This window comes from uncultured Porticoccus sp., from assembly GCF_963975625.1.
Classification (GTDB): domain Bacteria; phylum Pseudomonadota; class Gammaproteobacteria; order Pseudomonadales; family Porticoccaceae; genus Porticoccus.
The window spans coordinates 108,774-126,077 of the sequence record NZ_CAXBHS010000002.1 but is presented as its reverse complement, the minus strand read 5'-3'; the positions used below and the strand labels follow the sequence as shown (position 1 = coordinate 126,077).

The 17,304-nt window shown below is 55.3% G+C and carries 16 protein-coding genes; 2 read left to right on the top strand and 14 right to left on the bottom strand.

Annotation, left to right across the window (positions count from 1 at the left end):
• Positions 1–208 precede the first annotated feature (208 nt).
• Positions 209–1,423, top strand: a complete 1,215-nt coding sequence (locus AACZ64_RS03215; protein WP_293614799.1) for a lytic murein transglycosylase — start codon at positions 209–211, stop codon at positions 1,421–1,423.
• A gap of 264 nt (positions 1,424–1,687) precedes the next feature.
• Positions 1,688–3,520: a sodium:proton antiporter gene (locus AACZ64_RS03210; protein ID WP_293614798.1), complete on the top strand. Its 1,833-nt coding sequence runs from the start codon at positions 1,688–1,690 to the stop codon at positions 3,518–3,520.
• Between the two features lie 814 nt (positions 3,521–4,334).
• Here AACZ64_RS03210 and AACZ64_RS03205 read toward each other — a convergent pair.
• The 14 genes from AACZ64_RS03205 to sufB all read right to left on the bottom strand — a co-directional run bounded on the left by AACZ64_RS03205 (position 4,335) and on the right by sufB (position 17,300).
• Positions 4,335–5,039 (bottom strand): polysaccharide deacetylase family protein, encoded by a 705-nt coding sequence (locus tag AACZ64_RS03205; RefSeq protein WP_339639682.1) that lies wholly within the window; start codon positions 5,037–5,039, stop codon positions 4,335–4,337.
• Entirely contained in the window at positions 5,032–6,189 is a 1,158-nt protein-coding gene (locus AACZ64_RS03200; RefSeq protein WP_339639681.1) for a glycosyltransferase, read from the bottom strand. Before AACZ64_RS03200 ends, AACZ64_RS03205 begins: the two co-directional genes overlap by 8 nt.
• Positions 6,186–7,349: a sulfotransferase gene (locus AACZ64_RS03195; RefSeq protein ID WP_293615023.1), complete on the bottom strand. Its 1,164-nt coding sequence runs from the start codon at positions 7,347–7,349 to the stop codon at positions 6,186–6,188. The genes AACZ64_RS03200 and AACZ64_RS03195 overlap by 4 nt, the downstream gene beginning before the upstream one ends.
• Positions 7,346–7,819, bottom strand: a complete 474-nt coding sequence (locus tag AACZ64_RS03190; protein ID WP_293615022.1) for a GtrA family protein — start codon at positions 7,817–7,819, stop codon at positions 7,346–7,348. Before AACZ64_RS03190 ends, AACZ64_RS03195 begins: the two co-directional genes overlap by 4 nt.
• A 275-nt stretch (positions 7,820–8,094) precedes the next feature.
• The gene (locus AACZ64_RS03185; protein ID WP_293615020.1) at positions 8,095–8,652 is read right to left on the bottom strand and encodes a hypothetical protein; all 558 of its coding nucleotides are present in this window, start codon (positions 8,650–8,652) and stop codon (positions 8,095–8,097) included.
• Positions 8,653–8,654: 2 nt separating this feature from the next.
• Positions 8,655–9,695, bottom strand: a complete 1,041-nt coding sequence (locus AACZ64_RS03180) for a transporter substrate-binding domain-containing protein (protein WP_293615019.1) — start codon at positions 9,693–9,695, stop codon at positions 8,655–8,657.
• Positions 9,673–10,923, bottom strand: a complete 1,251-nt coding sequence (locus AACZ64_RS03175; protein ID WP_293615018.1) for a hypothetical protein — start codon at positions 10,921–10,923, stop codon at positions 9,673–9,675. The genes AACZ64_RS03180 and AACZ64_RS03175 overlap by 23 nt, the downstream gene beginning before the upstream one ends.
• A 99-nt stretch (positions 10,924–11,022) precedes the next feature.
• On the bottom strand, positions 11,023–11,493 hold the full coding sequence (locus AACZ64_RS03170; protein ID WP_293615017.1) for a SufE family protein: 471 nt from the start codon (positions 11,491–11,493) through the stop codon (positions 11,023–11,025).
• A gap of 21 nt (positions 11,494–11,514) precedes the next feature.
• A complete protein-coding gene (gene sufT, locus AACZ64_RS03165; RefSeq protein ID WP_272981573.1) occupies positions 11,515–12,054 on the bottom strand; it encodes a putative Fe-S cluster assembly protein SufT in 540 nt (179 codons plus the stop codon).
• Positions 12,051–12,416, bottom strand: coding sequence for an iron-sulfur cluster assembly accessory protein (locus AACZ64_RS03160; RefSeq protein ID WP_036860233.1), 366 nt, complete (start codon positions 12,414–12,416; stop codon positions 12,051–12,053). Before AACZ64_RS03160 ends, sufT begins: the two co-directional genes overlap by 4 nt.
• A gap of 68 nt (positions 12,417–12,484) precedes the next feature.
• Positions 12,485–13,741: a cysteine desulfurase gene (locus tag AACZ64_RS03155; protein WP_293615016.1), complete on the bottom strand. Its 1,257-nt coding sequence runs from the start codon at positions 13,739–13,741 to the stop codon at positions 12,485–12,487.
• Between the two features lie 4 nt (positions 13,742–13,745).
• On the bottom strand, positions 13,746–15,071 hold the full coding sequence (gene sufD / locus AACZ64_RS03150; RefSeq protein WP_293615014.1) for a Fe-S cluster assembly protein SufD: 1,326 nt from the start codon (positions 15,069–15,071) through the stop codon (positions 13,746–13,748).
• The gene (gene sufC, locus AACZ64_RS03145) at positions 15,071–15,820 is read right to left on the bottom strand and encodes a Fe-S cluster assembly ATPase SufC (RefSeq protein WP_293615013.1); all 750 of its coding nucleotides are present in this window, start codon (positions 15,818–15,820) and stop codon (positions 15,071–15,073) included. Before sufC ends, sufD begins: the two co-directional genes overlap by 1 nt.
• A 43-nt stretch (positions 15,821–15,863) precedes the next feature.
• Positions 15,864–17,300 carry a Fe-S cluster assembly protein SufB gene (sufB, locus tag AACZ64_RS03140; RefSeq protein WP_293615012.1) on the bottom strand — a complete coding sequence of 479 codons (1,437 nt, stop codon included), beginning with the start codon at positions 17,298–17,300 and terminating at the stop codon, positions 15,864–15,866.
• Between the last annotated feature and the right edge of the window lie 4 nt (positions 17,301–17,304).

The window sequence follows — 17,304 nt, the reverse complement described above, 5'->3', positions numbered from 1 at the left end:
TTTCAGGCGGTGGTACCGTACGTGCACCGGGCTTTCCAGTATATCAATAAGGATTAAATCAGTGCAGATGATAACAATTGGTTCTATTCATGCCTCACTTTGCTACGGTTACAACCCGATCTGGAGTTACACTCAGGCGTGGACAGCTGGCAATACCCGTGGATAATCATCATCGATGTGTTCCTAACCGCCCCCTGAGACGCAAAACGTGAATACATTCGCAGTACGTCGCCACTTCGTCGTTATCCTCGCCTTAGGGGCACTCGCCATCACAGCACCATCGTCGGCAAATACTGAGTTTTCCACTTGCCTCATGTCGCTTCAGGCACAGGCCCGCAGCGCGGGCATCAACGAAAGCATTCTGAGGGATGTCGTCCCCAGCCTGCAGCAACAGGAGCGGGTCATCAGTCTTGACCGGAAGCAACCCGAGTTCCTGCAGACCTTTTCCGAGTACCTTGATCTGCGCGTCACTCCGGAGCGTGTCGAACGCGGGCGGGCGCTGCTCGAAAAGTACAGGTCGTTTCTCCTGGATCTGCAGGAGCAGTATGGTGTGCCTCCGCAGTATCTCGTGTCTTTTTGGGGTCTGGAAACCAATTACGGCAGCTACCTCGGTCGCATGCCAACACTCGATTCACTGGCGACGCTGGCCTGTGATCAGCGGCGCAGTGATTTTTTCTCAGGTGAATTTATTGCAGCCCTGCAGCTGATGCAGCGCGAATCCCTCGAATCTGCGGATATGCAGGGGTCCTGGGCAGGCGCCGTAGGGCATACCCAGTTCATGCCCTCTTCATACTTGCGCTATGCCGTGGACGGTGACGGTGATGGCCAGATCGATCTGTGGCGCAGTGAACGCGATGCCCTGGCATCCGGTGCCAACTACCTGAAAGCTCTGGGCTGGCAGTCTGGTCTACGCTGGGGCCGAGAAGTGCAATTACCCGACAACTTTCCGTTTCAGTTTGCCGGTCAGCGCGACCAGCGTCGGCCGCTACACGAGTGGGCAGCCCACGGGGTAAGACTCAATGATGGCGGAAAACTGCCCAACACTAACATCGACGCCGCGCTGCTGGTGCCGGCCGGGCACCGCGGGCCCGCATTTCTCATCTACGATAACTTCGATATCATCATGCGCTGGAATCGCTCCGAGCTCTACGCTATTGCCGTAGGCCACCTGGCCGATCGCATCGCAGGTGCTGGCGCACTGCGCAATGGCACCAACGTCCAGGAGCCCCTGCGCAAAACTGATATTGAACTTGTCCAGGAGACACTGAACGCAATCGGTTATGATGCCGGTCCCGTTGACGGTGTGCTTGGCTCCGCAACCCGCAGTGCACTGCGTGAATTCCAGCTCGCCAATAATATGGTTGCGGACGGCTATCCCAACCCATCAACGCTGGAAGCTATCGCCACACATGACAGGCGCTAATTAATCGCTCAGCGTCCCGGAACAATATCAGCTGCAGCTGTTCAACAGCCGGTCCTGGATTATTATGAATTCAGTTTCATCAAATGCAGCACACGGAATGTGTCGTTTAACTATTACTTCTAACCCCATTCGACAGTTGCTGGAATTTTTCTCGAAACATTTTTAACAGATAAATATAATTATCTAATTTTATTGGTTATTTTTTAAAAACAACCTAATGACTGAAAAGTTTTTTTCGCCTCAACATGGCTTATTGGAGCACCAATGCACGCTGCCACCCTTATGCTGATTATTTTGAGCGCCGGACTTGTCAGCCAATGGATTGCCTGGCGAATCCATCTGCCAGCAATCGTTGTGCTGATTACAGCCGGCCTTGTTCTGGGGCCTGTGAGCGGCATCATCGAACTGGGTTTATCTCAGGCCGAACTGACAGAGCTTATTGGTATGGGGGTCGCCATTATCCTGTTCGAAGGCGGCATGGATTTGAAGCTCGGCGAAATCCGACGCGTTGGTCACGGTGTTGGCCGCCTGACAATTCTTGGCCCACCGCTGGCTTGGATTTTCGGTGCATTGGCCGCGCATTTTGTTGCCGGATTGAGCTGGCCAGTCGCCTGGGTGCTTGGCGCTATTCTGGTGGTCACAGGTCCGACTGTGATCCTGCCTTTGCTGCGCCAGGCGCGTCTCAACGGGAAGTCGGCTTCACTGTTGAAATGGGAAGGAATCGTCAACGACCCGATGGGGGTATTGCTGGCGGTGCTCACTTTTCAATACTTCACGCTCGCCGGGAGCGATTGGTCACAGGTGCTCACAGGGCTCGGTGCGGCAATCGCCGCAGCGGCACTGTTGGGCGGCGTGGGAGGATGGCTCACAGGCTGGTTCTACCGGCGTGGAGGAGTTCCTCCTCATCTCAAACCACCGCTACTGATGTTGCTGGTGCTGGCGGCTTACTGGGCCAGCAATCTCATCCAGCATGAGGCAGGGTTGCTGACCGTGACAGTGATGGGCCTGGTCATCGGCAATATGAAACTGGTCGAGCGTGAGCCACTGCGTCACTTTAAAGAAAATCTCACCATCGTACTGGTATCGGTGCTGTTTATTGTCATCCCTTCCCAGCTCAGAATTGATCAGTTGGAGTTGCTGAACTGGCGAGTGATGGCCTTTGTGCTGGCTATCCTGTTGCTGGTGCGGCCACTGTCCATCTTGTTGGCGACCCTGGGTGCACCCATGCGCGGCGAGGACAAACTGCTACTGGCGTGGATTGCACCAAGAGGTATCGTAGCCGCAGCCACTGCGGGCATCTTTGGACCGGCACTGATTGCTGCCGGCTATCAGGACGCCGAATTGCTTCTACCAATCGTTTTTCTGATCATTTTCGTGACCGTATTGGCACACGGTCTCACTCTCGGGCCACTGGCGCGAAAATTGTCTCTAGCAGCAAAAGAAGAAAACGGTCTGCTGATCGTAGGGGCCTCTCCCTGGACTCAGGCCCTGGCAAAGGCCCTCAAGGATCTTGAGGTGGACGTGGTTGTCACCGATGGATCTTATCAACGCCTTAAACCAATCCGCATGGATGGTATCAAGGTCTACCATGGAGAGATTCTCTCCGAACATGCCGAGCATGAGTTAGATGATGAGCATTTAAGTTTTCTACTGTGCGCTACCGACAATCATTACTACAACGCGCTGGTCTGCAAAGCACAGGGCGCCCAGTTCGGACACCACCGCACTTTTCAGCTACGCCCTCACGAGGAGTCAGGCCAAGAGCAGAAACGTCTGACCTTGCAGCAGCGTGGCTATTTCGCCTTTGAGCCACCAACAGATTTTTATACCCTCCAACAACGTCTGAACGATGGCTGGACAATACAGTCAACGCGCCTGAGCGAGGATTTTAATCTCGACCAGTTGGAAAGCCGGCTGGGTGAATCCGGCATTGACTGGTTATTGCTTGGCAGCCTGTCTCCACAGGGTAAATTACGGATTTGTTCGAGCGAACAGCCCTTTAAGTTCTCGACTGGTTGGACCTTAATCTATTTTTGCCCAGGGGACACCACCATGACACAAACGGATAGAACGAAGCCAACCGACACAGCTGCCTGAGTGTAAATGAAGCCGCAACGACTTAAATCGTGACCGATGTGGCAACCGGGCAGGCTGCTGTGGGGAAACAACCCATAAGAAAACCCGTCTGCCCAGCGCGCTCTGATCATCTGAACCGGATGATCGATACCAATTTGGACAGCAGATAGTCTTCCTCGCAATTGCGCAAACTAGTGAATATCTGAGTAAATGGATTAAAAAATCTGTCAGTTAATCCGGTTTCTAACGGCCAACATCTGGATTTTCAAAATAGCTTGTACGTGATGTCGCACAGGAAGCTTTATTTCTCAACTCCGTTGCCATCAAAAAAAAACAGTAGAACAGAAAGTTGCGCAAGTATTTCCTGGCAGTTGCACTGGACGCCAACCCAGTCGATTTCGAAACTAACAGGTAATGGACTGATACCAAGGAGGGCTGCTTCCTGCAGGACCGATAACCGTTTTGCCCATCAAAATGAGCGCCAGAGCCAGCAACAGATAGGTGGTATTGGCAAAAATTTGGCAATAGGCAATTTTACTGAATAACGGGCCAATACCCAGGCCAGTAACACCAGAAAAGCAACACCGAGGACAAGACCGCCGATAACGGATGGGTATTGATGTGTTGCTGGATATAGGCCTGCCATATCATCCAGAGGTGGAGATACTACTACTTTTGTTGGGGTCCAGAATTATTGAACCACTACACACCCGTCAGTTTCTGGGGAATACAGTGAATGAGTTCGGTTAGAACATAGAAAGCCCTAAATTTCATGCATCAGTCAAATGAATCCATCTCTAAAAACGCCGTTATTGCTACCACCCTGCCATCCTGATCAGAGTACGTCGCCATAGCTGATAAAGTGCCAGCGCTCTTTCAACAACTCGCGCAACGAGCCACCGAGACGAAGATTCAGATCCTGCGGATGAACACCGATGCGCAGGGTTCGCCGAGAGATGCGGGCCATTCCGATTTGGCTGCTGTTCCATAGCCGGAGGATCGCCGCACGAAACCCGGAATCGGCTTCGAATCCCACCAGTGGCAGCGGATGCAGGTGAGCGGTACGCAAGTCCAATACACCGCGCAGCACCTCAATTCGCGCGAAATCCAGTGATGCCAGCGATTGTCGCGCAACTGCGCCCAGCGCCCAGGCCGGCGGCACGTAAAGTGACGGTGCAGGCAGATCGTGTTCGGCGAACCAGGCGTGTGAGCGGCGCATCAGCGCCAGAATGCTTTCGCCGTCGAGCGCTAGGTGTTCGGCGACATTGCGCGACAACAGGGTCGAGTGAAGTCGGTGGTAAAGGCTCTGCGGCGTCCCCACACGGTGCAGCCAGCCATGCGCGGCGAGTTCGTGGCCGAGTCCCGCCAAATCCCGCAGCCGGTCGAGTTGTTCGTCACGCCAATCGCATCCGGGTACAACCAGCAGGGTCATGGGCGGGATCGCGTGAGTGCTACAGAATGCCAGGAAATCTTCCACCAGGGAGAGCGTCTCGGGCATCACGTCGTGCATTGACAGCACTGCTCGGAGTTGGCTATTCATGCCGGTTTTTACGCGCGTACCGTTCCACAAAATCCAGCCACTGACTAATGGTGTGGCTGTTCAGGGTTTCAGCGGCCCTGCGTGCAGCAGCAGCTTTTTCCTGCCAAGTACTCGCCGGGAGCTCACTCAGCTGGTGCAACACTTGCGCCAGGGACTCGCCCTCACCCAGGGTGAACAGCGAGTCCTTTAGCAACGGCCAGTCGTGAATACCGGCGTTGGCGGCCACCAGGGCAGGACGGCCGCGTGCCATCGCTTCCAATGCGACCGTGCCAAAGGTCTCCATATGGGAGGGCAATATCAGCAGCCCGGCAGCGTCCATTTCCGCGCGCAGGGCGTCACGTTCCAGCCAGCCGGTCAACCGCAGATTGGGCAGCAATTGAGCCTCGCGCTCGAGCTCACTACGGAGCGGACCGTCGCCAGCTATGACGAAGCGGATGTCCGGCAGTGCTTTCACAGCATCGAGGATAGCGGGCAGGTTTTTCTCCGGCGCCAGACGTCCGGCGAACAGTACCTGCCGCAGATTCTCTGTGGGAGGCACAATCGGGGTATCGAGAAACGCTCGCGATAACGGGGTACCCATCACATCCACACGGCGCGCGCCAAGGCTTTCCACGGTGGCGTTGAGGCTAGAATTGTTGACCAGCACTGAGTCGCTATTGCGGCAGAGAATACGATTGACCTGTACCAGGTACCAGTGCGCCAGGCGGAAGAACCAGGTGTCACCGTAAAGTTTCGCCAGCCCTTCGAAATGCGTGTGGAACGCGGTCAGAAATCCAGCACCGCTGCGCCTGGCAAGCCAAAGCCCCAGCAACCCGAATGGCCCCGGCGTTACCGAGATCACCAGGTCAGGCCGCAGCGCATGGAACTCGCGGTGGATACGCAGCACATTGGGGGTGATGAGTTTCTGGGTAGAGTCGCCGGGCAGAGGCAGGGCGAAGTGCAGTAATCGTTTTTTCACCACCGGCTGGAACAGTATCAGTTCGCCGAGTTGCGGCCCGAGCTGGGCGGCGAGGTCTTCATAATAGGCTCCGGCGCCGTTACGTGCGGGTAATGCGTCGGAAAAAATTGCCACCCGCAGCCGGCTCGCATCGCGTTGCCGGCAGCTCGGTTCAGTGCCTGAGGCGATCCCGGTACCGATACCGCTGCTCATGATGAGCCCGCCGGTGGTTCGAGTATCTCCCGGTAAATGCTTACCAGGTCAGGTTGTGGCACCTCGGCTTCTGACAGCGGCGAGTGGACGTGCCCGCTGCCGCCATAGTCACGGGCCTCTCTGGCAGCATCCTCCAGTACCCGTTGCAACGCATCGGTGAGCGGGATCCCCAGCTGACGCAGTGTCGCGGTGATGGCGGTCTGCGTTTCGTTCTGTAATTGGCTGTGATCAACCACGGCGAAACGACTGGCCGGCAGGCAGCGGCGCTGCTCACGTAGTTGCTGATAGACATGTTCCAGGCTCACTTGAAACTCATGCGTGACATGATCCGATGCCGCCGTCGTACCAAAAAAAACCAGACCGTTGCGAATGGAACTGAGCTGGGAGCGCAGCGCCCCACCCGGCTCACGCAGACAGACCAGAAAGCGCGAGTCATCGAAACTTTCAGCGAGCTCGGGCAACCAGGAACCAAAGGCGGCGTTCTTAGACAACAGTCGGCGCCCACTGCCATTGACGTAGAGATGTTTCTGTAGACAGGACCGATAAAAATTCAGCAGCACGGTGCGTTCGTAATCCGGCAGTTCGCGCAATCGCCCCAGCAGCCACAACGACTTACTGGCGGGAAAGGCCAGCACGAGGATAAAACAGCCACCCGCGGGCAACAGCGTGAGGTAATCCTCTTCGGCAGCCTGCAGGCCAACCTCGTGAATGTGGGCAAAACCACCCGTCACCCGACGGGTAATTGTATCTCCGAGCCGCTGCAACGGTCTGCCGAGCAACCGATCCAGGGCAGCGAACATACCGAACAGTTTCCGCTCGGAAACCGATGGGGCGAACAGTGCCTCCCAGGTATGAAAGGTAGTGAAACTGGCCGTATCGCGAGCCAGTGTGCGGTGCAGGAAAGTTGTTCCGCTGCGGGGCACGCCACTGATGAACAATGGCTGGTGAATTTCAACGCTGCGCCAGCCGGAAAAAAACAGCTCGTCGAGCAGAAAACCCAGCCAGTGTATGGTCTGCAACAACAGGAACAGCGGAAACAGAATCAGCAGGACGGCCAGTCGCCGAGGACCCAATGGCCCAGCACGGCGACCTTCAGCTCCGAAAGCTTCAATGAACCAACGCGCGTGCAATCGCACACTGAGCAGGAAAGCATCTCTCATGAAGCCGCACCGGGGTTTTCCGCCCGGTTGCTGAACACCAGCCTGCTGGACACTGTGAAGTTGAATGCCAGGCCGACCAGGCCGCCGATCCAGATAGCAACCAGTGGCAACAGCAGTAGTGCCTGCGGCTGGATCAGATGACTGTAACCCAGTGCAATTACGCCGTTGAACACGCCATAGTTGAGGAGTCCTCCGGCGGCATGAACGCCAAAATGTCCGGCCATCTGGCGATGAAAACTGCCGCGCTGGTCGCGCCCGAAAGTGAAGTAACGGTTGAGCAGATAGCCCACCATGATTGCTGTGGTCAGCGAAATGATGCGGGCGACATGTAGCTTCATACCAAACAGCCAAGGCAGCAGGTAAGTACCACCAACGTCGATCAAAGACATCTTCAACCCAACGGTGGCGAAGCGCAGAAACTGCGCGAGGCGGCTTTGCGAATGAAGATAACGACAGAGGTACCACTTCATCGGAAACTTTTGCCGGGTTTAAGACAGGAGCAACGGACATTATCGGATGCCGGCAGGAGGTGTCAATCGGCGTCTTTCAGGCAGTAGCCAACGGCTCTCTGCATGGCAGTGATGAACAAGAAAAGGCAAATTACCTAACATAGACCATAAATAGAACACTGTTCGCTGATTCCAGAACGACACGGCAAAGCTGTTCTTTTTAATCACAGCCCACTTTAAAATTCAACGCGCTATCATCCGACCTCTTCGTTTGGTGTATCCAACCAACCGCCTCCCTAGCGCGGTTCGTCAGGCTGATGTAGGTTGAAACGCGCCGATAGCGAAATGGCAAACCAGCATACTTCCATCGCCAGCACCGGCCAGTTGGTGTCTAGGTAAAGCTGCGGCAGTAGTACGAATGCCGCATAGGCATTCCATAGATGGTAGGGGCCAATTGACAGTCGGCGTGCGGCGAACAACAGATAGGCGGCACTGAAGGCAAATGTTGAGCTCCAGCCAATGATCGCCACCGCCAACTGCCATTGCCAGAATAGCGCGGGCAACGCGGCCACCCAACACAATCCGACACCGACTGTGAGAACGCTTGGCCCTACCCTTACGAACCTGAAACTTCCACCTATCAACAACCAGACACTGATCGCCGCCCAGAAAAAATTTATGCCCACCGCCTGCCAGGAGGCAATGGCTGCAGAAGATACCACCAAAGACAGGGCGGCAACGCCGTTGGCCGAGAAATACACGGGTCTGTGCCAGCGCGGATAGAAGGCGAGGTAAGCATAATTGGCAAGGTAAAGCAGGGTGCCGAACCAGCCCAGCAATTCAAAACCGGTCATAACTATTCAATTTCGATGTGCAGGTTCTTGACGTAGAACTCCCGACCAACGTGAGGACCATCGACGATGCGGATTTTTGATAATGCCACCATGGCAGCGTATAGTTTGGGGGAGTTGAACTCTTTAAATACTGCATCACTCCAATCCAGCACCAGCCCGCGGCTGCCGGGCGGAATCATGACGTAGCGGTTGTCGGGATGCTCTCCCTGCCGCTGAGTCTGTCCGATGATCACAGGATGTCCCTCCCCCACTACCAGACGCACATAGCCAGTACTGCGCCCGGCATCCAGCGAGGTTTCCTGCACCTCGTCCTGCTTGTTCACCCCTGCCAGCTTTTCCAGTGCCTCATCGAACGCCTTGATAAATGCCTCCCCCTGCGGATCGTCGTGGGTCACCAGATGAACCGTATCCTGTGACAGATAGTCCTCGCCGGGGATATGGCGAAAGGAACGGTATTGCCAGGGGAAATGCTCCAGGACCAATGCCTGCCCTACGAGCCTGGTCATGGGCAACAGATCAATATCACCGTTGAACAAAGCGCGCAGGGCGAGCACTTCCGACTGATACTCCGTGGCACCGACCAGCCATGCCTCGAATTTCTCACCATAGGCATACTCGGCCACGCGACCGAGTCGAAGATCGCCGATAGAATCCGGCGGTGAGGAAAAATCCCGGTGCTCTCGGCTGTAATAGAGCACATTGTCCACTGTCATCAGGGGTGCAGAAAAGCGCACATCGGGATAGAGCTGTTTGCGGCGAGCCGTCTCGAAATACGGAAAGGACAGGCGAATTTCGTTATTGTTGACCATTTCGTAGGCCAGCGAAAAATCCACATATTGCCACTGCGGATCGAGACGCATATTGCGCAGGGCAAGCTCGACAATACGTGTGATGGCGCCAGTCTCCTGACCCTGCGCCCGATTCACATAAGGTGGCCATACGTCTGTATAGACGTCCACTGCGGTGAAAGGACCGGCGGGAGCTGTGCCCGACAGTAGTGCTGAACACAACAGTGCACTTTTAACGCAGTTTGAGAACTGCATACAATGCTCCCAGCAAAATCACAATCAGTAAATTAACCCCCATGAAAAGATCGATATTCCAGGTCGCCAGGACACTGAGTAGTCCCGATGTCTGCTCGTCGTAGTAATTCAGTGTTGGTGAAGTCACCATCTCCCGGCTGTAGGTGACGAATTGAAGCGCGAGATCGAGTATGGCAAACAGGCCTATCAGCGCCAGCAGGCTGTCGGTGAGAATCGAGGCCAGGGAGCGCTTTTTATTATTGATTTCGTTAATGCGGGTCGAACAGACATCCACCATCCGCTGTGCATTTTCCAGCAGGTCGTCGAAATCCCAGGCCTGTAGTATCTCTTCCATCCACTGTTTTTTTGCGCGAACCAGGTGGTTGCGTGCTTCGTAATAGGTCGTAATGTGAAGCTGTGTGCGGGCCCTTACCCGTTGCAGTTTCAGCTCGCTGGTTTTCAGGTTTTTCTCGAGAAACACATCGGAAATATCCGCGAGAAGATCGCGGTTGATGTAGTGTTGTACCGCATAAAAATACTGGGCCAGAATCATGGCGTCGACTTTCTGGCGATCCGTCTGGTGCTCCTGTGCAACGATCACATAATTCAGCCAGCGCAGCGAATGGCGCAGCCGACCGTTGATAATATCCTCGGCATCTTCGGGCCGGATGGTCGCATCCAGCCATTGATGAAGCAGAGCCTGAGTGTTTTCGTGCTGCACCTCCTCTGACGACAGATTAAGTATACTGCCGACCCAGAGACACTTCAGGTCGCTGCATTCTTCACGCAATTGCAGGTTGTCAATATTTGCCTCGCGCAGAGCAGCCATAATGCGGGCAAATTCCCGGTTGGCAAATTGACTTATGGCGAGTTTGGTTTGCTCTTCGGCCCACTCTTTCAATGCATGGGCGTCAATATCCGGCGTCGGCTCCAGCACCAGTTCCACCACGGCCAGTTCGCTGTTGAAGCAATGCAATGTCAGTTCAAAGCCGTCGACGCTTCGACCCCACCAGTAGCCCAGCCGTATATCGCGGTCGTCACGGGTGATATCCGAATAGGCAGTGGAACCGGGCTGATCCGTCTGGTCGCCCTCTTCTGCGGAGCAATGCCAATCTGGAGCATGCAATACCTGTCCGTCTCCCAGTGCGGTTATACGCTGCACAAGTTCGCCGTAGGCAGCGGAGAATTCGTTCACGCCTGACCTGACCGACAGCGGATAATGAACCGGTGTGATTGTAGTGATCTGCATCTCCGGACTGCCCCTGAAACACTGGTCGGGTCAGTATACGCAACAGCGACAGTAAATTGGAGGAACAAGCCCAATTAACCCGGCTAGAACTTGGGGAAGCTACTTCACTGCATTGGGTTCAGAGTGATTTGAGTGGCGAGCTGCGGACTGGATACTCTGCACCAGCGCACGCAGGCCATTGCCGCGGGTGGCGCTGAGGTGACGTATCAGGTCAAGAGTTTCGAAGTAGCCCTCGATGTCGAAATCGAGGATGTCCTGGTTAGTTTTGCCATTGTAGGCGGCAAGGATAATACCCAGCAGGCCTTTGACAATGAAGGCATCACTGTCAACCTCGAAGAAGAGGCGGTCGTCTTTCTGCAGAGTGTTAAGCCAGACCTGGCTCTGGCAACCGCGCACAAGGCGCTCATCGGTTTTCAATTCATCATCCATGGGTGGCAGCTCCTTACCCAGGTCGATGATGTACTGGTAGCGATCTTCCCAGGTATCGAAGAAGGCCAGTGTCTCCTTGATGTCATCGGCGCGGATAGAGCTTCCGAAAGGATTACTGGGAATGTTCTCGATTGTCGTCATGATGGATGGGGTTTCCGCTAACTAGAAAAACATGCCGGTTTCGAGCTGCGCCTCTTCGGACATCATCTCCCGGCTCCAGGGTGGATCGAAGACCAGCTCCACATGAGCACTCTTTACGTTCGGCACCAGCTTCACCCGCTGCTCCACATCGCCCACCAGTACCGGGCCCATGCCACAACCCGGGGCTGTCAAGGTCATCTGGATATCCACCCTGCCGCTGTCCTGATCAATATCCAGATCGTAGATCAGCCCAAGGCTGCGTAGATTAACGGGGATTTCGGGATCGTAGACAGTCTCCAATGCCTGCCAGACCTGATTTTCATCGATGCGGTCATTGCCGGGATCAGCGAAGTTGAGCTCCAGCTTTTTTTGACCCAGCGCATCCGCATCCACACCATCCACCCGCACCATATTGCCCTGATGCACAACGGTATAGTTGCCGCCGAGGGACTGCACGATGGTGACGAAGGATCCGGCCGGGATGGTCACGGAATCACCCACAGGAACCAGTCGCCCCGGGCAGTCACGTGCAACATTGACAATACTGCGTTCCTGACTCATGTTTCTTGTGTCTTGATATCGAAGCTCTCGCCACAGCCACACATATCGGTGACATTGGGGTTTTCGATCTTCAGTGTCTGATTGACGCCCTCGCGGGTATAGTCAATTTCCATACCGCGCAGGGCGATGGCACCTTCACGACTAAAATAGATGGCCACGCCATTATCCAGCGTCAGGGTTACATCGTTTTCTTCCGGAGCAGGCACCTCCTCGATAACATACTTGAAGCCGGTGCAGCCGCTTTTTTTCAGCCCAATGCGCACACCGGCACCACCGTTACGCTGCAGTTGTTCGCGAAAATGTGACGCGGCAGCCGGCGTAATGGTAATTGTCTGTGCAAGATCAAATTTCTCTACACTCATAATGCTTCACCTTCCTGCGGCAATCTTATCCTGAATGGATACGGTGCCGCTTACCGTATGAAATTTTGTTAGCCCAACATCCGTCGGGCTTTGGCAAGCCCCTCGAACAAACGGTCGACTTCTGCGCGGGTATTGTACAGGGCAAACGAGGCCCTGACCGTGCCGGGTATCCCGTATTGCGCCATGATCGGCTGAGCGCAATGATGACCAGTGCGAACGGCAATGCCCTGTTGATCCAGTAGCATACCCACATCGGATGGCGGTATGCCATCCAGCAGGAAGCTGAACACACCGGCCACATGGTCGGCCTCACCGAAACGGGTAAGGCCATCAAAGGCCGCCCCCTGTGCCAGGGTGTATTCGAGCACATCGGCCTCATGTGCAGCCACGGCGACTCGATCCAGGTGCTGCAGGTAGTCTACTGCTGCGGCCAGTCCGATGGCACCGGCTATGTCCGGTGTCCCGGCCTCGAAGCGATATGGCAATCCCTGATAGCTGGTGCCGGCGAAACTGACCTGTTCTATCATTTCACCGCCACCCTGCCAGGGCGGCATGGCTTCCAGCAGTTCCCGGCGCCCCCAGAGCACACCGATACCAGTGGGACCGAACATCTTGTGCCCCGAAAAAGCATAGAAGTCGCAATTTAGCGCCTGCACATCAACAGGGGTATGCGCCACCGCCTGAGCTCCATCGATCAGGACTTTTGCCCCCACCCGATGGGCTTTCACTACAATGTCGGCCACCGGGTTCACTGTCCCCAGGGCATTGGAGATGTGACTCACAGCCACCATCTTCACGCGTTCATCAAGCAGCTCATCCAGCGCTACCATATCAATTTCGCCACCCGGTGTTACCGGAATCGGCACCACCTCGGCACCGGTGGATTCAGTGGCCATCTGCCAGGGCACGATACTGGAGTGATGTTCCAGTATTGGAACCAACACCCGGTCACCCCGCTTCAGGTTACTCCGGCCCCAGCTGTAAGCCACAAGATTGATGGCCTCTGTGGTGCCACGTGTCCAGAGGACCTGCTCCGGAGCCGGGCTGTTGATGAAATTTGCCAGCGATTGACGCGCATTTTCTATCGCGGTCGTGGCCTTTTCCGACAGAGCGTGGATACCACGATGCACGTTGGCATTGTAGCCGCGATAATAGTCGCTGATGGCGTCGATCACGGCATTGGGCTTCTGTGATGTGGCGGCATTGTCCAGATACACCAATGGATGTCCGTTGACCTGCTGTTGCAGGATCGGGAAATCACGGCGTACGGCCTCCACATCGAAAACCCGCTCTTGCTGTCTGATGTTTTTTGCCGGTGTTTCCATGCGCCTATTCTGTCCTCTCTCTCTGTGTCACCTGCTGCACAAACATGTCACTCAGTACGGGCTTGAGATACTCGCCCAGGGTGGGGTGCTGCAGGTTGTTGATGAGTTCGTTGATAAAACCGGTACTGAGCATCACTTGTGCATGCTCTCTGGCAATGCCGCGACTGCACAAATAATAGAGCGCATAGTCATCGAGCTGTGCGACCGTGGCCCCGTGGGTACACTTGACATCATCCGCATAAATCTCCAGTTCCGGCTTGGTATCTATTTCCGCCTTGTTACTGGTTAGCAGATTTTTATTACTCAGTTCCGCCACTGTCTTCTGGGCGTCCGGATGAATATGGATGCGTCCGTTGAACACCGCCCGTGCGTTATCGCTGATAACTCCCCGAAAAACCTCTTTGGTTGTACAGTGCGGCCGGGCATGCTCGATGCAGGTATGGTAGTCGATATTCTGGCTGTGCCGCGGCAGGTAGATGCCGTTGAGATCGCAGTGGGCACCATTACCTTCATGGCGCACCACCACATCCAGACGCTTGAGTATCGAGCCCAGCCCCAGGTGAAAACTATTGAGTCTGGCATCGCGATCGAGCCTGGCATGCACGCCACCGATATGCAGGGCATGCTCCTCCTCCAGATGCAACCGGTAGTGGCACAGGCGGGCATTGGCACCCAGCACCAGTTCAGTGACCCCATTGGTGAAACTGTTTTGTTGGGCCCCGTCGCTGGCGAAGTGTTCCACCACCGTGGCCTCGCTGCCAGGCTCCATAACGACCAGTAGCCGCTGGGACAGACTGAAAGCCTCGCGCTGGGGCACCGTCAACCAGACGATGTGCAGTGGTGTTATGACCTTGCTGTCCTGTTTTACGTGCACGAATACGCCATCATCGAGCCAGCTATCGTTGAGGGCTGTGAACATGTATTTGTCGCGATTGGCAGCTGTGCCCAGGTGGGTGCGTATGGTCTCCACCTGTGTCTCATCGGCTTCACTGAAATGCACGATATCCATACCGTCCATGGCTGTGGGGCTGGACAGCTCGGGGCTGTAGAAACCGTTCACAAACACCAGCATACGGGCGTCCAATCCGGAGATATGGACCTGATCACGCAGGGCCGTCAGCGCTGGCGATGTAGGATCCTGGCGTTCTGCCCAACCCAGGTAAGCACCCTCTTCCAGGGCTCTCAGCCGAGTATATTTCCAGTCCTCGGTCTTGCGGGTGGGCATGGTGCTGGACTTCCAGCTAGACCTGCCCCTGCGACGCTGTTCACTGAGCCAACCCGGAGTCTCGGTGGGGAGCTTTTGCAGGGCTTCGGCAATAAAATCGCTCATTACACGGCCTCACTTTCCAGCCAACCGTAGCCTTTATCTTCCAGTTCCAGTGCCAGCGACTTGTCACCGGAGCGGACGATACGACCGCCCCCCAGCACGTGAACATGGTCTGGCTCGATGAAGTTGAGTAGGCGCTGATAGTGGGTGATCAGTACAAAGGAACGCTTGCCGTCGCGCATGCTGTTGATACCGGCAGCCACCACCTGTAGCGCGTCGATATCCAGACCCGAGTCGGTTTCATCCAGGATGGCCAAATGCGGCTCAAGCAGCATCATCTGCATCAGCTCATTGCGCTTTTTCTCGCCACCGGAAAAACCTTCGTTAACACCGCGCTTGAGAAAATTCTGATCCAGATCCACGCGCTTGCAAACCTCGCGTGCCAGTTTCATGAAGCTCACGGAATCCATCGCTTCCAGCTTGCGATACTTGCGCATCCCATCCACAGCGGTTTTGAGGAATTCCATGTTGCTGACACCGGGAATTTCCACCGGGTACTGAAAAGCCAGAAGCAAACCGGCCAGAGCACGCTCTTCCGGTGCCAGGGCCAGCAGATCCTGGCCCATGAAGGTGACTTCACCAGCGGTGACCTCATAGCCTTCGCGGCCCGTCAGCACATGGCCGAGGGTACTCTTGCCCGAGCCATTGGGCCCCATGATGGCATGCACTTCGCCTGGGCCGATGTCCAGATTGATACCACGCAGGATATCCTCGCCCTCGACGGTGGCATGCAAATTCTTGATAGATAACATCGTTATTCTGACTCTCCTGTATAAAATTCTATGAGGCCGACCATTAACCGACGGCGCCTTCGAGGCTAACTTCCAGTAGCTTGCCGGCCTCCACCGCAAATTCCATAGGCAATTCCCGAAACACTTCCTTGCAGAAACCGTTGACAATCATGGATACCGCCTTTTCCTCGCTAATGCCGCGCTGAAGACACAGAAACAACTGTTCGTCGCTGACCGTGGAGGTGGAGGCCTCGTGCTCAATGATGGCGGTCGGATTTTTACTTTCAATATAGGGAAACGTGTGCGCGCCGCACTGGTCTCCGATCAGCAGTGAGTCGCACCGCGTATAGTTACGTGCACCGGTGGCACCCGGATTCATTCGCACCAGACCACGATAAGTATTGGATCCGTGTCCAGCGGCAATACCCTTGGATATGATCGTCGAGCGTGTGTTCTTGCCCAGATGGATCATCTTCGTGCCGGTATCCGCCTGCTGGAAATTGCTGCTAAGCGCCACCGAATAGAATTCACCGATACTGTTGTCGCCTTTGAGTATACAGCTGGGGTATTTCATGGTGATGGCGGAACCGGTTTCCACCTGTGTCCAGGAAATATGGGCATTGGTATGGGCCAGACCTCGCTTGGTGACAAAATTGTATATGCCACCCTTACCTTCCTCATCACCGGGATACCAGTTCTGTACCGTAGAATACTTTATCTTCGCGTTGTCCAGGGCCACCAGCTCCACCACCGCCGCATGTAACTGATTTTCGTCCCGCATGGGTGCCGTACAGCCTTCCAGATAGCTGACTTCGCTGCCTTCGTCAGCCACGATCAGGGTGCGCTCGAACTGGCCCGTCTTGGCCTCGTTAATGCGGAAATAGGTAGACAGCTCCATGGGGCACTTCACACCCTTGGGAATGTAGACGAAGGAGCCATCACTGAAGACCGCGCTGTTCAGCGCCGCATAATAATTGTCTTTCTGCGGCACTACTGTACCCAGGTGCTCGCGCACCAGTTCCGGATAGTCCTGTAGCGCCTCGCTGATAGAACAGAAGATGACCCCCGCCTCATACAACTTCTTGCGGAAAGTGGTACCCACGGACACCGAGTCGAACACAGCATCCACGGCCACGCCGGCAAGCATTTCCTGCTCATGCAGGGGAATGCCCAGCTTGTCGTAGGTCTCGCGCAACTTTGGATCCACCTCGTCCAGGCTCTGGGGTCGGTCTTCATCGCGCTTCGGCGCAGAGAAGTAGGACATGGCATTGAAGTCAATGTCCGGATAGCTCACATGCGCCCAGTGGGGTTCAACCATTTCCAGCCAGGCATGATAGGCCTTCAGTCGCCACTCCAGCATCCATTCCGGCTCGTTTTTCTTGGCCGAAATGAAGCGGATAACGTCCTCGTTCAATCCTGGTGGCAGGGTATCCGATTCTATATCGGTGACGAAGCCGGCCGCATAGTGGCTTTTGATAAGATCATCGATCTGTTCCGACATGATA